Origin of the sequence: Amycolatopsis sp. 2-15 (assembly GCF_030285625.1) — a bacterium.
In the GTDB taxonomy this organism is placed as follows: Bacteria; Actinomycetota; Actinomycetes; order Mycobacteriales; family Pseudonocardiaceae; genus Amycolatopsis; species Amycolatopsis carbonis.
Genome location: NZ_CP127294.1, coordinates 3727276 through 3741387 on the forward strand (window position 1 = coordinate 3727276; position 14112 = coordinate 3741387).

A 14112-nucleotide genomic window follows, 5' to 3' on the forward strand; every position below is an offset into this window, starting at 1 on the left:
ATACCATCAATGTAGTGGCTGCTTCAGTCTTCACATATGTTGTAGGATCAGCTACCTTCGACCGCCAAGAGCCGGCGTCCCCGCCTGATCGGCTCGCGCCCCCGTCAAAGGAGATGGCTGCCGATGTCCCTGCTGCTTACCCAGGCCGTGTCCGCGGCCGAAGCGAACCCGACCCCCGAGGTGTGGCGGGTCATCACGAAGATGGCGTACTTCGCCGGCCTGATCGGTTCGATCGGCGGCTGCATGCTTTACCTGATCGTGCTGCGCCCGGTCCTGAGACGGCCGTCGGTCGACCCCGCCGACCGCGCGGTGCTGCAACGCCGGGCCGGTATCTACTACGCGATCGTCGGCACCTGGTTCCTCGTGGCGCTGTACTTCCAGATCGCCGGCAAGGGCGCCCGCGTGAAGGGCAAGGAGATCCCGTTCGGCGACGCGCTGTCGCCCGCGGCGATCTGGCGCTTCATCTCGGTGCCCGGAAAGAAGGGCGACTGGATCTCCAGCGGCGCCGAGGCGTTGATCCAGTACGCGCTGTGGGGCGTCGCGGCGATCGTGCTGATGCTCGCGTTCTCGCCACGGCTGCGGGAAAAGCTCGGTGTGCTCACGCTGACCTCGCTCATCGTCAACTTCGTGGCCTACCAGGTCACGCTGCTGCCGACGAACTTCTCCAAGGCCACCTTCGACACCATCGCCAACTCGCTGCTCGACCACCTGCACGTCTTCTCGATCTCAACGTGGGTCGGCGGTATCGCGGGCCTGGTGATCCTGGCGTTCTCGCGGCGCAGGCTCTCCCTCGGTGCCGGCGACGTGTTCGCGCAGATCTGGACGCGGTTCTCGACGCTGGCGATGGTCGCCGTGGGCTGCATCCTGATCACCGGCCTGTGGCTGGCCTACTCGCTCGTCGGCAGCCCGTCGGAGCTGTTCACCACGAGCTTCGGGCGGTTCCTCGTCATCAAGGTGTCGCTGGTGTTCACGATGATCTGCATCGGCGCAGCCAACGAGTTTGTGATGATGCCGCGCATCGCCCGCGCCCGGGCGGCCGGCGCCGAGGGTTCCGTGTTCCGCCTGGCGCTGCGCACGTTCCCCGTGCTGGTGACGATCGAGGTGCTGCTCGCCGTCGGCGTGCTGTTCGTGCTCTCGTTCCTCACCGGTTCGGCACGCGTCGAGGCCGGCGACCCCGAAGACCCGACGCTGAGCGGCACCGTCATCGGCATCGGCGTGGTGCTGGCGATCCTGATCGCGGTCTCCTTCGTGACCACCGCGAAGGTCTCCGACCGCCTGTCCCGCTCGGCGGCGCGCGCCCACGAGGTCGAGCAGCGTGAGGCGGTCTCCGCGGAGAGCTGAGCGTCAAGGGCTCGTCAGGGATTCGCGTTGGTGTGTCAAGCGTTCGTCGGGCCCGTGCCCGCCCCGCCGTCGTCCGGGAGACCTTGAGGGTCCGGAACGAGAAGGCGGTGGCGGGCATGGGCCCGGTGGTTTCCGCGGTGGTGCTGGTGGGTCTGTCGGCGGTGCTGGCGCTGGTGTTGCGCGTGTCGTCCCGGCGGTGAGGCCGGCTCAGTTCTCGGTGTCCTCGGTGAGCTCGGTGGCGCAGGTGACGTCCTTGCCGCTCTTCTGATCCATCTGCTTCTGCTCCACGATGATCCGGCAGGTGACAGGTCCGTCCTGGGCCTGGACGTGCATGGTCACCTTGCCGAGGCCCTCGGGGATCAGCCCGATGACGGCCGGCAGTTTCTCGGTGCTCACGTGCGGACCCTTGCCGCCCGGGTACTCCAGCGAGACTTTCGCCGTGCCCTTGCCGTCCACGGCGAACTTCGTGTCGTAGGTGTAGCTCTTCGTGCCGCAGGCGGCCAGCGGCAGCAGCAGGGCGGGAAGCAGAAGGGCCGCAACAACTTTGTTCATGGCCTCAGTCTGGTGTGTACCGTCGGTACGCCACTTCGGCTGATCGGCCGGAGCGCCTCTTACTTTCGGCCGACCACCCCGTGGGTCCAGGCCCAGGCCGCGATCTCGACGCGGTTGCGGGCGCCGAGCTTCCCCTGAACGTTCGCGAGGTGTGTCTTCACCGTGCCGATCGACAGGTGCAGCGCGGCGGCGATCTCGGCGTTGGTGTTGCCGACGGCCGCGAGCTTCACGACGTCGAGCTCCCGCGCTGACAGGCGGTGGTCCGGCGGCGGTGCCGGACGGCTGAGCTGGCGCAGGAGACGAACGGTGATCGACGGGCTGACGAGGGCATCGCCGGTTCCGGCGGAACGGATGGCCTCGACGAGCAGCCCCGGCCCGGCGTCCTTGAGGATGAACCCGCAGGCGCCGCCCCGCAGTGCTTTGTAGACGTACTCGTCCTGGTCGAAGGTCGTGACCACTACGACGTTCACGAAGGAGGAGATGCGCTCCAGCGCGGTGAGACCGTCCATTTTGGGCATCCGGATGTCCATCAGCGCGACGTCGGGCCGGACGCGGTGTGCCTCGGCCACCGCCTCGACCCCGTCGCCCGCCTCGGCCACGACCTCGATGTCCGGCGCCCGCTTGAGGATCAGCCCGAACCCGGTGCGCACCATCGCCTGGTCGTCGGCGACCAGTACCGAAATCGTCACGCGCTCGCTCCCGTCAGCGGCAGGGCGGCGTCGACGAGCCAGCCGCCGCCTTCGTCCGGTCCCGCGACGAACCGCCCGCCGAGGGCTTCCACGCGTTCGGCCAGCCCGACCAGGCCGAACCCGCCGTGGCCGCCGCGCACGGTCCGGCCGTCATTGCGCACGCGGACCTGCAGCTCGCTCTCCTGGCGGTGGAGGTCGACGTCCACCGCGGTGGCTTTCCTGGCGTGGCGGTGCACGTTGGTGAGGGACTCCAGCACCACACGGTAGGCCGACGAAGCGACCTCGGGCGGCACGTCGTCGAGACTGCCCTCCACGCGCAGCCGGGCCCGCGGGCGGTCGAAACCGTCGACCAGGGCGGTGAGCTCGGGCAGACCGGCGAGCGGGGCGAGCGGGGCGGCGTCGGCGTCCGGGGAACGAAGCATCCCGACCATCCGGCGCATGGCGGTCATCGCCTCGCCGCCGGCGTCCTGGATTTCCTGCAGCGCCTGTGCGACCGCCTCGGGCTCTTCGTCCACGACCTCGTGCGCTCCCTGCGCGAGCACGACGATGCCCGTCACGTGATGGGCGACGAAGTCGTGCAGGTCTCGCGCGAACTCGGCGCGCTGTTCCGCTTTCACCGTGCCGATCTCGGCTTCCCGGGCCGTGCGGACGAGCTTCAGGTAGGCCGCGACCGCGGTCGTGGACGTGGCGATGAACAGCAGGACGAGCGAGAAGATCACGGCGTGGTCGGTGAACCCCTTCTGCAGGGGCTGGGTGGTCACGGCTACGAGCACGAGCGCGACGAGCGGGGCCGCGCGCCAGGACCGGAGCCGGATCGTCGTCGTGAAGAGGACTCCCAGCAGCGCGGCGGTCTCGACGAGGCCCCAGTCCGTGTTGACCTCCTGCCCGGACGTGCCGAACAGCCAGGTCGTGGTGATCGACGCCGCGCCGGCCGCGGTGGCGAGCATCGAGTGGGGCCGCAGCCACGCGGCGGTGGCGAGCACCGCGGTGACCAGTCCGCAGGGGCCGTACCAAGGCATCCGGGACGGCATCTGCAGGACCCCGGCGCCGGCGTCGACCAGCGCCAGTACCACCAAAGCCGCGGGCGCCGCCCACTTCCAGGCCGACCTCATCCACTGGATCTTCACGTGAGCCGACTGTAGGCCGCCGCGGCCGCACAGAGATCAGCCGATCGGCCGAGGTGGTTCGTGCTTACGGCAGATGGCGCGCCGGACAAGGCCGACGACGATCGCGGTCGTGAAACCGTTCACCACTGAAGCCGCCGTGGCCGCGCGTGAGCTGACCAAGCTCTACGGCACCGGCGCGGCCGCCGTGCGGGCCCTCGACGACGTCAGCGTTTCGTTCGAGGCCGGCGCGTTCAGCGCGATCATGGGGCCGTCGGGATCCGGGAAGTCGACGTTGATGCACTGCCTGGCCGGCCTGGAGACGCCGACGTCGGGACACGTGTTCGTCGGCTCGCTCGACCTGGCGGGGCAGCCCGACCGGGTCCTGACGGCGGTGCGCCGGGATCGGATCGGGTTCGTGTTCCAGGCGTTCAACCTCCTGCCGTCGATGAGCGCGCAGGACAACATCGTGCTGCCGTTGCGGCTGGCCGGGCGGAAGGCGGACCAGGCCTGGTTCTCGACGCTCACGGAGTTCCTGGGGCTGCGCGAGCGGCTCGCGCACCGGCCCGCGGAGCTGTCGGGCGGTCAGCAGCAGCGCGTCGCGCTCGCGCGGGCGCTCGTGACGCGACCGGACGTCGTGTTCGCCGACGAGCCCACGGGCAGCCTCGATTCCACCGCGGGCACCGAAGTCCTCACGCTGCTGCGCCACTGCGTGCGCGAGTTCGGGCAGACGGTGGTCATGGTGACGCACGACGAGCGCGCGGCGGGGCACGCGGACCGGGTCGTGCACATGGCCGACGGGAAGGTCTCCGAGTGAAGCGCTTCCTGCCAGTCGTGGCCATCGGTTTCGCGGCGTTCTTCGCCTTCGGCGCCGTGCTGGCCCAGGGGATCACGGCGGCGACGCTGGCTCGCGGACACGTCGGTCACCTCGACCAGATCTCGGCGGTGCTCGCCGCGTTCGTGCTCGTGGCCGCACTCACCGCCGTTCTCGTCGCGACCACGGTCTTCCGCATCACCTTCGCCCAGCGCACGGGGGAGCTGGCACTGCTGCGGCTGCTGGGCGCGGGCCGCGGCCGGGTCGCGGTGCGGATGATCGGCGAAGGGGTGGTGACGGGCTTGCTGGCCTCGGGTGCGGGTGTGCTCGCCGCGTTCGCGGTCGGCAGCGCGGCTCCGCTCGCCGGCTTGCCCGCGCCGGAATTCCCCTGGGCGGGGGCTGTCGCGGTGGCGTTCGGCGGCGCGGGGATCACCGCGCTGGCCGTGGTTTCCCCGGCCGTCGCGGCGTCCGGGGTGGCGCCCTTGCAGGCGTTGCGGGAATCGTCGGTGCAGGACGACGGTGTGCGTCGGGTGCGGCTGGTCGCCGGCGCGCTCGCGCTGCTGGGTGCCGTGGTCCTCCTGGTCAGCACGCTGATGAGCGGGCTGGGCGACGACGCGCGCCCGGCCGGCGTGACGGAGAGCCTGCTGACCCGGACGGTGTTGAGCGCGGCCCTGTTCTTCTGCGCGTTCGCCTGCTTCGGGTCGGTGCTGATGCCTGGTCTGCTCCGGGTGGCAGGTCTTCTGACGCGCCGGTTCGGGGCCGTCGGGCGGCTGGCGGTGTCCGGAGTGGGCGGCGCGCCGCGCCGGGCCGCGGCGGTGACCATGTCGGTCGCGCTCGGGGTCTCGGTGGTGATCGGCAGCCTCGCCGGCGCCGCGAGCATGCGAGCCAACGGGGAGACCGAGATGGCCTCCTCGTACCCGACGGATCTGGAACTCACCGGCAGCTTTCCCTCCGGCTACGAGGAAACCCTGCGTGCCGCCGGTCTCCGGCACGTGCTCGGTTACCGGCGCCTCGACGTGGGGTTCACCAGCGCGACGGACCACATCGTCGCGGGCTCGACCGACGTGACTCTGCCGGACCTGCCGACGGCGGACCGGCTCGACGTGGCGACCGGGTCCCTGCACGGCGTGGTGCTGGGCGGCGCGCTCGCCCGCACGTTGCACGTGTCCGCCGGCGAGCACCTCCGGCTCGAAGCGCGTGGCCGGTCGGTCGAGGTGACGGTCGGGGGCACCCTGCACGGCTCAGTGCCGCTGGGGAGCGCGGTGCTCGGGAGTGACGTGCTCGACGCACTCGGCGCGCCGGCCGAGCTCGACGGTTTCCTCGCCGATGGCAGCGAGCGCGCCGTACCCGCCGGCAACGACATCCAGGTCGAGTCACTGGCCCAGTCGCGGGAGAAGAAGGAGAGCTGGCTGGGGTCGTTGTCGGTGCTCGCGGTGGTGTTGCTCGCGCTGACACTGGTGATCGCCGTGGTCGGGATCGGTGCGACCACTTCGCTCTCGGTCCTGGAGCGCGTGCGCGAGTCGGCCCTGCTGCGTGCCATCGGCCTGTCGCGGCGCCGGCTACGGACGATGATCACGCTCGAATCCGCCGTCTACGGTCTCCTCGGTTCCGTCCTGGGCCTGGTGATCGGCCTGGTGCACGCGTGGCTCGCCGTCTTGGCTCTCGGCGAGGACTGGCCGCTGCGTGTCCCGGTCCTCCCGCTGGCCGCGGTCGTCGTGGCTCTGGTGGTGCTGAGCGCGGCGGCGGGCTTGGTTCCGGCCCGCCGAGCCGCGCGCGTCAGCCCGGCTGCGGGGCGGACCGACGGCTGACGGTGGAGCGCGCGACGATGAGGTCGCGGATGGCGGCAAACGCCGGCTTGCGAGAGTAGTCGTCACGCAGCAGCCCGAAGCCGCTGGTCCACCCAGCGTCGGTGCGGGTGTCGCGAAGTCCGAAGAACTCATACGCCGCAACGCCGACGCTCGAGTCCACAATGGTGTTCGCGACGGTCTCGAGGACGACGCGCTGGGTCGCCTCCTCCCGGTCGTCGCCGGTGGGCCAGCCCGTTTCGGTGATGTGGATGGGCGTGGTCGTCGGGACGCCGGCCTCTGTAGTGACCGAGCGGAATCCCGTGAGCAGGACCGTCACGGCGCCGGCGAGCCGGTCGTGCGGGATGCGGCGGAAGACGTCGGGGAAGAGGTCCAGGCCGACGAAGTCCAGGCGCGCCAGGTGGTCCGGGCCGATCGCCGAGGCCAGCCGGCCCCAGAACGCCGGGTCGGCGGGACCCGCCGAGTTCACTCCGATCTCGACGTCGGCGCCGAGGCGCTCGCGTTCGTCGAAGGCCGCGGCGACGCCGGCGCCGACGGCTTCGAAGCAACTCGGGCTGCCGCCGTCGAGCGGAGCCGGCACGTTGAGCTCCTCACCGACCTGCACCTTGCCGCCGCCCCACGCGGCGACGTCGCGGACGGCTTGGCGTACGAAGCCGGCGAAGGCCGCCGGGTCGGGTTCGCGGCTCTGGTAACACGCGACCAGGTCGATCAGCCGGCCGTCGCCCGTGTACAGCTCGGGCCGTTCGGGCGTCCGGCGCCACTCGTTCCCGAAGTGCCGGTAGCAGCGGACGTAGAAGTGCGGCGCTTCCCCTTGGAGTTCTTTCAAAGCCGCCAACGTCGCGCCCGGGTCTTCCGGTGGGCAGGGCAGCGGCTTCAACTCGACCAGGTCGGCGTCGACGACACCGGGCCAGATCCCGAAGATCACAGGTACCTCCTCATAGCCGTATACGGCTAACCGTATACGGGCAATGGGGTAATGTTCAAGCGTGCCCAAGAACGCGCTCGACAACCCGTTGGTGCTGCCGATCCTCGGCCTGCTCGTGGAGCAGCCACGCCACGCGTACGCGGTGTTCAGCGAAGTCCGCGGCCGCTACGGCTACCTCGAAGTGCGCAACGCGACCGTCTACACGCTGCTGGAGCGGCTCACGGCCGAAGGCTGGGTCGCCGCGACGGGCGGTGCCGAGCGCGACGTGCTCGCGGTGACCGACGACGGCGTGGCGGCGCTGGCCGAGCGTGTGCGCAAGCAGCTCGGTGCGGATCTGACCGGTGGGCCGCCGTTCGTGACGGCGTTGGCGTACCTCGGGATTCTGCCGCCGGCGGAAGCGCAAGCCGTGCTGCGCGAGCGGATCGAGCTCGTCCGCGAGGAGATCGAGGGGCTCGAAACAGTCACGCGCGAAGCGGCCACACTCGAGGTCCACATGATCGAGGCCCACTACCTGCTGTCGCGGCTGCACCACGACGTCGAGTGGCTCGAGGGCACGGCGGACCGCATCGGCGACGGCGAGCTCGCCTGGCCTCAGTGACCGGCGCCCGTCAACGAGATCGTGCGGTCGGTGTGCGCGGCCAGCAGGGGGTCGTGGCTGGCAACGAGCACGGCGGCGCCCTCGTCGGCGGCGGTGCGCAGGCGGGCGAGGACGACTTCGGCGTGGGTGCGGTCCTGGTGTGACGTGGGTTCGTCGGCGAGCACGAGAGTCGGCGCGGTGGCGAGGGCGCGGCCGACGGCGGCGCGTTGTTGTTCCCCACGGCTGATTTCGGTGGGGAGGCGGTCGGCGAACTTGGCGAGGTCGAGGGTTTCCAGCAGCTTGGCGAGGTCGGCGTTGCCGCCGGTGCGGGCGGCTAAGGCGAGGTTGTCGGCGACCGTCAGCTGGTCGAACAACCCGATGGACTGCGGCACGAAACCCAGGTGCTGCCACGGCATTCGGGCCAGAGGGACGTCCGGCAGCAACGACCCCGGCGTGACACTGCCGGTGTCCGGGGTTTCCCAGCCGCCGGCGATCATCAGCAGCGTGCTCTTGCCGGAACCCGAAGGGCCGGTCAACGCCACCAGTTCGCCGGGCCGCAGCTCGAAGCTGATCGGGCGCAGCACCTGCGTGCGGCGGTAGCTCTTCGAGACGTCGGTGAGCGTCAGCACGGTCATCGGATGCGTCCGTCCACGAGTTCGATCACGTCGTCGGCCACGGTGACCAGCTCGGGGTCGTGAGTGGCGACCACGATGGCCTGCCCGAGGGCCGCCAGCCGGCGAACGGCGTCGCCGACGAGGTGGGCCGACGCGCGGTCGAGCTGGGCCGTGGGTTCGTCGGCGAGCAGCGCGGCCGGGTCGCCGGCGGCCGCGAAGGCGAGGGCGAGGGCGACGCGTTGCTGTTCGCCGCCGGACAGGCCGCTGGGTCTGCTGTCGCCGCGGTGCCCGAGGCCGAGGGTGGCGAGCAGCTCGCTCGACGGGGTGCCGGTGCCGCGCAGGCGGGCGGCGAGTTCGAGGTGCTCGTCGACGGTGAGGTAACCGAGCAGGTTGTCGACGGGGTTCTGGAAGACGTAGCCGAGCCGTTTCCGGCGCAGCCCCCGGCGGCCGCGGGCCGACAACGCCGTCGCGTCGACGCCGTCGACCTCGACGCGGCCGCGGACGGGACGTTCGAGACAGGCGAGGATCCACAGCAGCGTCGACTTCCCGGAGCCGGACGGTCCGACGAGCGCGGTGACCCGGCCGCGGGCCGCGTACACCGAAACCTCTTGCAGGGCAACGACGTCGTGCGTCGCGGTCCGGTAGGTCTGGTGCACGTCTTCGCACCGCAGCGCGTCAGTTCGTGTCACGCAGCACCTCCGAAGGGGGGCGCGCGAGACGGCGCGCTGGGCGGTGAGGGTGGCGAGCACGGCGGCCAGCAGGGTCGCCGCGGCGAGGCGCGCGGTGAGCGACCACGGAGCGGCGATCAGGGTGCCGGGCGCGGCGGCGGGGTCGAGGTCGTAGCCGGCGCTGGTGATGGCGACGGCGATCGCGGCGAAGCCGAGGCCTGCGACGAAGCCGGTGGCCAGCAGGCCGCCGACTTCGTAGAGCAGGGCCCGCCAGTGGGAGCGGGGCCCGATGTCCATGCGCCGCAACAACAAGTACGCGCTGCGCCGCGCCCGGGCCCGCGAATTCAGGTACAGCAACAGCCCCACGAGGACGATCGCGCCGGCCAGCACGGACACCGCGGTGAGGAACAGGAACGTGTAGGTGATCGCCGCGTAGACACCGTTGGCAGTCACGTCCTGGGCCTGGCTCGGCGTGCCGACGGGTACATGCGCGGCGGACAGCGCGGGCACGATCCGCGCCGGGTCGCCGCGCAGCCACAGCTCGTGGTGCAGGTTCTTACCTGCCAGCCGGGTGAGCACGTCGCGGCGGACGAACATCAGCGGGACCCCGGCGCTCTTCCCGGGCAGCTGCGCGACGCTCGTGACGGAGAAGTCGACGGGGTGGCCGTTGATCTCCACCTGCGTCGGCCCGGACACCCCGGGGATCCCGGCCAGCACGCCGGCCGGTGCGCCGGGTGCGTTCAGGCCGGCGATCAGGTAGTCGAGGGTCGGACCGGGCAGGAGGTTGTCCCAGAAGGCGGTGCTGGTGAACGACGCGGGGTCGACGCCGAGGACGTTGCCGGTGGTGTGCCCGACCGTGCCGGAGTCGTAGCGCTCGACGAAGCTCGCCGGGAACCCGGGCGGCGCCTGCGTGGGCCCGGTCAGGTCGACGACCACGTCGGTGCCGACCACGAGCTGGCCTTCGGCGTGCAGCGTGCGCTCGACGGAGCCGGTGACCGTGGTCGCGTTAGACCGACAGCGCGATCGGGATCGCCGTCGCGCCGATCAGCACGGCCGCTGCGGCCGGCGCGGACGCGAGCCGCCGCCACGACAGGAACGCCACTGCCCGCGACAGCGACACCGGGCGCAGGCGTACCACGGAGAACCGGACGATGCGCGCGGCCAGCAGAGCCAAGCCGATCACCAGCAACAGCGGCACCACGATCAGCCGGGGCGGGATCCGCGCGACGGTCCCCGCCGCACCGACACCGGCTTCCGGATCGTCAGCGAGCACGAAATAACAGACAAGCGCCGCGCCAAGCGGCAGCAGCTCCCACGGCCAGTTGCGGCGGCGGGTGGTGCGCGCGTCGAACAACGCGGTGATCCGGCGCCCGCTGGAAACGCGATCGCGCCCAGCGTCACCAGCAGTGCGGCGGCGGCGCCGAGCACCGATCCGACCAGCGCGCCGGGGGTGACGAGCGGGCTCGGCCCCAGCGCCGCCACCAGGTAGCGCGCGAGGAACCAGCCCGCGACACTGCCGAGCACCACGATCGTGCCGACCTCCAGCACCGCTTTGCCCACCAGCGCGAACGGTCCCACCCCACGCGAGGACAGCACCGCGAGCTCCGCGCGGCACCGGTCCACCCAGAACGAGCCCGCTGCTGCGGCGATCACCAGCCCGGCCAGCGCGCCGACCACGCCCATCGGCACGACGGTGGTGGCCAGCGGGGTGGTCACCTGGTCGGCGCGCACCACCATGCCGCCCAGCGAAGACGTGTACTCCGTGCTGCCGAAGCGGTGGAACGCCTGCCCGAGCGGGTCGTCGGGATTCTCGGTGCGGGCGCGGACGTGCTCCAGCCCGGCCACCACGGGCGGCGCGCTCGCCGTGGTCATCTCCGTGGTGTCGACGGAGCTCTCCACCAGGTTCTGCGCGCCGGAGTCCGGTGTGGCGATGTGGAAGAAGTCGTCCGGAGACACGAGTGCCACCGGATAGGGGCCGGTGCTCGACAGCGGGCTGCCGCGGTAGAGGCCGACGAGGCTGCACCAGTACTGCTGGTCCGGTAGCGAACGCAGGTCGCGGTAGATCCCGGCGACGCGCATCGTCGACGTGCTGCCGCCTTCGGGCGCGGTGGCTTTGCCGGTGGGCTTGAGGTCGTTGCGGGAGCCGCCGCGGACGGTCACGAGGTCGCCGCGTGGAGGTTCTTGAGCGCCGCGAACTGGTCCGGCAGCCAGATGCCCGGCCCGGTCCCGCGCTGGACGACCTGGATGTGGTCCTGGAAGCCGGTGCGTGAGATGAGGTTGACGACCGTTTGCTCGGGGTGCGCCGGCGTGCCTGTCGCCGTTTCCACCGACGCGCCGGAGACCACGGTCGACACCGGCGCCGAAGCCCGCGGCACGTCGGCGGTGGCCTGGCCGGCCAGCTTCGCGCGGGTGTCGTAAAGAGTCTTCCCGACCTGCTCGGCCACGGCGGGGTCGCGCTGCTGCATCGGCAGGCCGCCCTGCCACTGCGCGCCGACCGCCCAGCCGCACGCCAGAGACGTCTGCTGCTGCAGTGTCGCGTTGCCCGCCGCCGAAAGGAACGGTGCGACGGCTGTGGCGGGAAGCGCCACCAGAACCGCGGCCGCCGCGACGGCGATCACCACCGCCGGATTGCGCCACCCCGTTCGCAAGGCCCGCGACCACGGCGTGGGCAACCCCCTCCTCGGCATGTCGAGGAGTTTCACACAAGCGTTTGCCGGTCAGGGTGCGCCGAGATCGTTTCGAAACGGCAGGCTGGCCGACCGCGCCCGCGCGACGACGGGCTGTGGCGGAATCCCGCTCAGCGGGCTTCGGGGTGCGCGTGCCCGTCGGGGGCGCAGTGCGAGCACACGCCGGTGAGGATCGGCGCGCCGGTGGCTTCGGCCGTGCCGACGGAGTCGAGGCGGCCGCAGTTCGTGCACAGCAGGTGGCCGTGTTCGGGCCCGGTCAGCTCGTAGCGCTGGGCGACGCCGACGGTGTCGAAGCGGCGGACGAGCCCGGCCGACACACCGGTGGCGAGGACGTCGTGGATCGCCCGGGTGGAGGCGAAGCGGAGGCGGTCGCGGACGTGGGGGAGCAGCTCGGCGACGGTGGTGTGCGGCTGCTCGGCGAGGGTTTCGAGCACGACCTGGCGGGCGGTGGTCACGCGCAGGCCGGCGCGGCGCAGGCGGGCCTCGGCGTCGAGGCGGCCGGGCGACGGCTGGGGGAGCGTGGGAGTCGTGGGCACAAGACCTTTCTAGTGCCTAGAGTTGATGCAGTCAATTGTCAGATGGAGTCAAATGTGGGTCACTCAGTGGCGTAGTGGCAGGTAGGCAAGGGTTCGGCGGGTCACCTGTGAGCTTCTCCACGCCAGACTTGATGCAGTCCATTCTGGGGTACGCTGCGGGCATGGATGCGTTCGGGGTGCGGTTGCGCCGGGTAGGGCTGCGCAACACGCCGCAGCGGCGAGCGGTGCTGGCCGCGGTCGAGCGGCACCCGCATTCGACGGCGACCGAGCTCGCCGTGGACCTCGAAGCCGACGGCGTGGCCGGTGGGCTGTCCCGCCAGGGCTTGTACAACGTGCTCGAAGACCTCGTCTCGGCCGATCTGCTGCGTTCGCTGGAACCCGCGGGCTCACCCGCGCGCTTCGAGCCGCAGCGGCACGACAACCACCACCACCTCGTGTGCCGCGGCTGCGGTGCGATCCAGGACGTGCCGTGCGCGGTCGGCGCCCCGCCGTGCCTCGACCCGGTCACCGCGCCCGGCTTCCGTGTCGAAGCGGCCGAGGTGACGTGGTGGGGCGTGTGCGACGCGTGCGCCGCTGCTGAGTGATCTTCGTCCACAACGGACTGACGGCCGCCGGCGGTCACCGCAATTCGGCGCCCGTCCAATTCGAGGCGACTGCGAATCTATTAAGAGGGGATTCCGCGTTCGCGGATATCACTGTTCCGGAAATGGCCGGTAATCGTCGGCCTTGAGCCACGCGGTACGGCTGGGCAACAACGCCCGCCGGGACCGGCTCCGCACTGTGGCGGAAGCCCCGAAGATCAACAGCCGGCTCTAGTCGCCCGGCTGCGCCCGCAGGTGGCGGCGCAGTGTCTCGTCGCTGCCCAGCCCGCTGCGCCGCGCCGCCGCGGCCACGGTTTCGCCGCTCATCACCAAGGCGATCGCCGCTTCCCGGCGCACGGCGGCGACGTAGGTGGCCGGTGTCTGCCCGGTGCCTTCCTTGAACAGCCGCGACAGGTGGCGCGTGCTGAGGCCGGCGCGCTGCGCCATGCTCGTGAGGCAGTGGTCACCAGCCGGATCGGCGGCGACCTCGTCGCAGAGCGCACGGACGATGTCGCGGCGCGGGCGCGGTGTGCGGGCGGGCACGGAGAGCTGGGGCTGCGCGCCGCGGCGGCGCATGAACACCACCAGCTCGCGTGCGATCTCGTGGGCCAGGACGTCGCCGGCGTCCTCCTCCACGAGCGCGAGCGCGAGGTCGATGCCGGAGCTGACGCCGGCGGAGGTGAGCACGCGACCGTCGCGCACGTAGATCGCCTCGGGGTCGACCTCGACGGCGGGGTAGCGCTCCTGCAGCGTGTCGGCGTGGCGCCAGTGGGTGGTGGCGCGGCGGCCGTCGAGCAAACCCGCGGCGCCGAGCGCGAACGCGCCCGCGCACACCGATGTCACGCGCCGGGCGCCGCGCGAGAGGTGCCGGATCGAGGTGAGCAGCTCGGCGTTCGCGCCGGGTTTCACGAGGCACTCGCCGCCGGGGACGACCAGCGTGTCGACGTCGGTGACCTCGGCCGCGGCCCGGTCGACGCCGATGCGCAAGCCGCTCGACGTGGTGATGTCGTGCCCGTCCGGGGAACACATCGTGACGACGTAGCCGGTGCCGAGCTCGGCGGCGACGTCGAACACCTCCAGGGGCCCGGTCACGTCGAGCAGCCGGACGCCGTCGAACACGAGGACGGCGACCGGGACCGACGGTCTCGACAGGCCCACCCAGGGAATCTACGACGGCCCCCGGCGACAGGAAAGGGCCGGATGTGTGGGCTGCGTGTCTG

The 14112-nt window shown here is 71.5% G+C and carries 16 protein-coding genes; 5 read left to right on the plus strand and 11 right to left on the minus strand.

Annotated elements, in window-relative coordinates:
* Window positions 1-123: 123 nt before the first annotated feature.
* Window positions 124-1341, plus strand: coding sequence for a copper resistance D family protein (locus QRX50_RS18390; RefSeq protein ID WP_285973162.1), 1218 nt, complete (start codon window positions 124-126; stop codon window positions 1339-1341).
* Between the two features lie 207 nt (window positions 1342-1548).
* Here QRX50_RS18390 and QRX50_RS18395 read toward each other — a convergent pair whose 3' ends face one another.
* The 3 genes from QRX50_RS18395 to QRX50_RS18405 are packed head-to-tail and all read right to left on the minus strand — an operon-like array spanning window position 1549 to window position 3694.
* Window positions 1549-1893: a hypothetical protein gene (locus QRX50_RS18395; RefSeq protein ID WP_285973163.1), complete on the minus strand. Its 345-nt coding sequence runs from the start codon at window positions 1891-1893 to the stop codon at window positions 1549-1551.
* A gap of 59 nt (window positions 1894-1952) precedes the next feature.
* Window positions 1953-2546 carry a response regulator gene (locus QRX50_RS18400; RefSeq protein ID WP_285974496.1) on the minus strand — a complete coding sequence of 198 codons (594 nt, stop codon included), beginning with the start codon at window positions 2544-2546 and terminating at the stop codon, window positions 1953-1955.
* A gap of 32 nt (window positions 2547-2578) precedes the next feature.
* The gene (locus tag QRX50_RS18405) at window positions 2579-3694 is read right to left on the minus strand and encodes a sensor histidine kinase (RefSeq protein WP_285973164.1); all 1116 of its coding nucleotides are present in this window, start codon (window positions 3692-3694) and stop codon (window positions 2579-2581) included.
* An 88-nt stretch (window positions 3695-3782) separates the two neighbouring features.
* Between QRX50_RS18405 and QRX50_RS18410 the strand changes: the two genes are divergently transcribed.
* Both QRX50_RS18410 and QRX50_RS18415 read left to right on the plus strand, forming a co-directional pair.
* Window positions 3783-4502, plus strand: a complete 720-nt coding sequence (locus QRX50_RS18410; RefSeq protein WP_434533283.1) for an ABC transporter ATP-binding protein — start codon at window positions 3783-3785, stop codon at window positions 4500-4502.
* On the plus strand, window positions 4499-6307 hold the full coding sequence (locus QRX50_RS18415; RefSeq protein WP_285973166.1) for an FtsX-like permease family protein: 1809 nt from the start codon (window positions 4499-4501) through the stop codon (window positions 6305-6307). The genes QRX50_RS18410 and QRX50_RS18415 overlap by 4 nt, the downstream gene beginning before the upstream one ends.
* On the opposite strand, the gene QRX50_RS18420 is transcribed toward QRX50_RS18415, so the two are convergent.
* Window positions 6276-7229, minus strand: a complete 954-nt coding sequence (locus QRX50_RS18420) for a hypothetical protein (protein WP_285973167.1) — start codon at window positions 7227-7229, stop codon at window positions 6276-6278. The two genes, QRX50_RS18415 and QRX50_RS18420, sit on opposite strands and share 32 nt — an antisense overlap.
* Before the next feature lie 61 nt (window positions 7230-7290).
* On the opposite strand from QRX50_RS18420, the gene QRX50_RS18425 reads away from it, so the two are divergent.
* Window positions 7291-7827: a PadR family transcriptional regulator gene (locus QRX50_RS18425; protein ID WP_285973168.1), complete on the plus strand. Its 537-nt coding sequence runs from the start codon at window positions 7291-7293 to the stop codon at window positions 7825-7827.
* Here the strand turns inward: QRX50_RS18425 and QRX50_RS18430 are convergent.
* From QRX50_RS18430 to QRX50_RS18455, 6 genes are all read right to left on the minus strand, one after another.
* Window positions 7821-8441, minus strand: coding sequence for an ABC transporter ATP-binding protein (locus tag QRX50_RS18430; protein ID WP_285973169.1), 621 nt, complete (start codon window positions 8439-8441; stop codon window positions 7821-7823). The two genes, QRX50_RS18425 and QRX50_RS18430, sit on opposite strands and share 7 nt — an antisense overlap.
* Window positions 8438-10039 carry an ABC transporter ATP-binding protein gene (locus QRX50_RS18435; protein ID WP_285973170.1) on the minus strand — a complete coding sequence of 534 codons (1602 nt, stop codon included), beginning with the start codon at window positions 10037-10039 and terminating at the stop codon, window positions 8438-8440. The genes QRX50_RS18430 and QRX50_RS18435 overlap by 4 nt, the downstream gene beginning before the upstream one ends.
* Before the next feature lie 55 nt (window positions 10040-10094).
* A complete protein-coding gene (locus tag QRX50_RS18440; RefSeq protein WP_285973171.1) occupies window positions 10095-10286 on the minus strand; it encodes a hypothetical protein in 192 nt (63 codons plus the stop codon).
* A gap of 5 nt (window positions 10287-10291) precedes the next feature.
* Window positions 10292-11248, minus strand: coding sequence for a hypothetical protein (locus tag QRX50_RS18445; RefSeq protein WP_285973172.1), 957 nt, complete (start codon window positions 11246-11248; stop codon window positions 10292-10294).
* Complete coding sequence (locus QRX50_RS18450; protein ID WP_285973173.1) at window positions 11245-11775, minus strand: hypothetical protein; 531 nt, start codon at window positions 11773-11775, stop codon at window positions 11245-11247. The genes QRX50_RS18445 and QRX50_RS18450 overlap by 4 nt, the downstream gene beginning before the upstream one ends.
* A gap of 110 nt (window positions 11776-11885) precedes the next feature.
* Complete coding sequence (locus tag QRX50_RS18455; protein WP_285973174.1) at window positions 11886-12311, minus strand: Fur family transcriptional regulator; 426 nt, start codon at window positions 12309-12311, stop codon at window positions 11886-11888.
* Between the two features lie 161 nt (window positions 12312-12472).
* On the opposite strand from QRX50_RS18455, the gene QRX50_RS18460 reads away from it, so the two are divergent.
* On the plus strand, window positions 12473-12895 hold the full coding sequence (locus QRX50_RS18460) for a Fur family transcriptional regulator (RefSeq protein WP_285973175.1): 423 nt from the start codon (window positions 12473-12475) through the stop codon (window positions 12893-12895).
* Between the two features lie 228 nt (window positions 12896-13123).
* On the opposite strand, the gene QRX50_RS18465 is transcribed toward QRX50_RS18460, so the two are convergent.
* Entirely contained in the window at window positions 13124-14050 is a 927-nt protein-coding gene (locus QRX50_RS18465; RefSeq protein ID WP_285973176.1) for a GlxA family transcriptional regulator, read from the minus strand.
* Between the last annotated feature and the right edge of the window lie 62 nt (window positions 14051-14112).

What these genes read in the sequence shown, in the direction of transcription:
- QRX50_RS18400 (WP_285974496.1), bottom strand. Translation starts at nt 2,546, where the DNA reads ATGGTGCGCACCGGGTTCGGGCTGATCCTCAAGCGGGCGCCGGACATC.
- QRX50_RS18450 (WP_285973173.1), bottom strand. Translation starts at nt 11,775, where the DNA reads ATGCCGAGGAGGGGGTTGCCCACGCCGTGGTCGCGGGCCTTGCGAACG.
- QRX50_RS18410 (WP_434533283.1), top strand. Translation starts at nt 3,783, where the DNA reads ATGGCGCGCCGGACAAGGCCGACGACGATCGCGGTCGTGAAACCGTTC.
- QRX50_RS18460 (WP_285973175.1), top strand. Translation starts at nt 12,473, where the DNA reads ATGGATGCGTTCGGGGTGCGGTTGCGCCGGGTAGGGCTGCGCAACACG.
- QRX50_RS18390 (WP_285973162.1), top strand. Translation starts at nt 124, where the DNA reads ATGTCCCTGCTGCTTACCCAGGCCGTGTCCGCGGCCGAAGCGAACCCG.
- QRX50_RS18405 (WP_285973164.1), bottom strand. Translation starts at nt 3,694, where the DNA reads ATGAGGTCGGCCTGGAAGTGGGCGGCGCCCGCGGCTTTGGTGGTACTG.
- QRX50_RS18430 (WP_285973169.1), bottom strand. Translation starts at nt 8,441, where the DNA reads ATGACCGTGCTGACGCTCACCGACGTCTCGAAGAGCTACCGCCGCACG.
- QRX50_RS18395 (WP_285973163.1), bottom strand. Translation starts at nt 1,893, where the DNA reads ATGAACAAAGTTGTTGCGGCCCTTCTGCTTCCCGCCCTGCTGCTGCCG.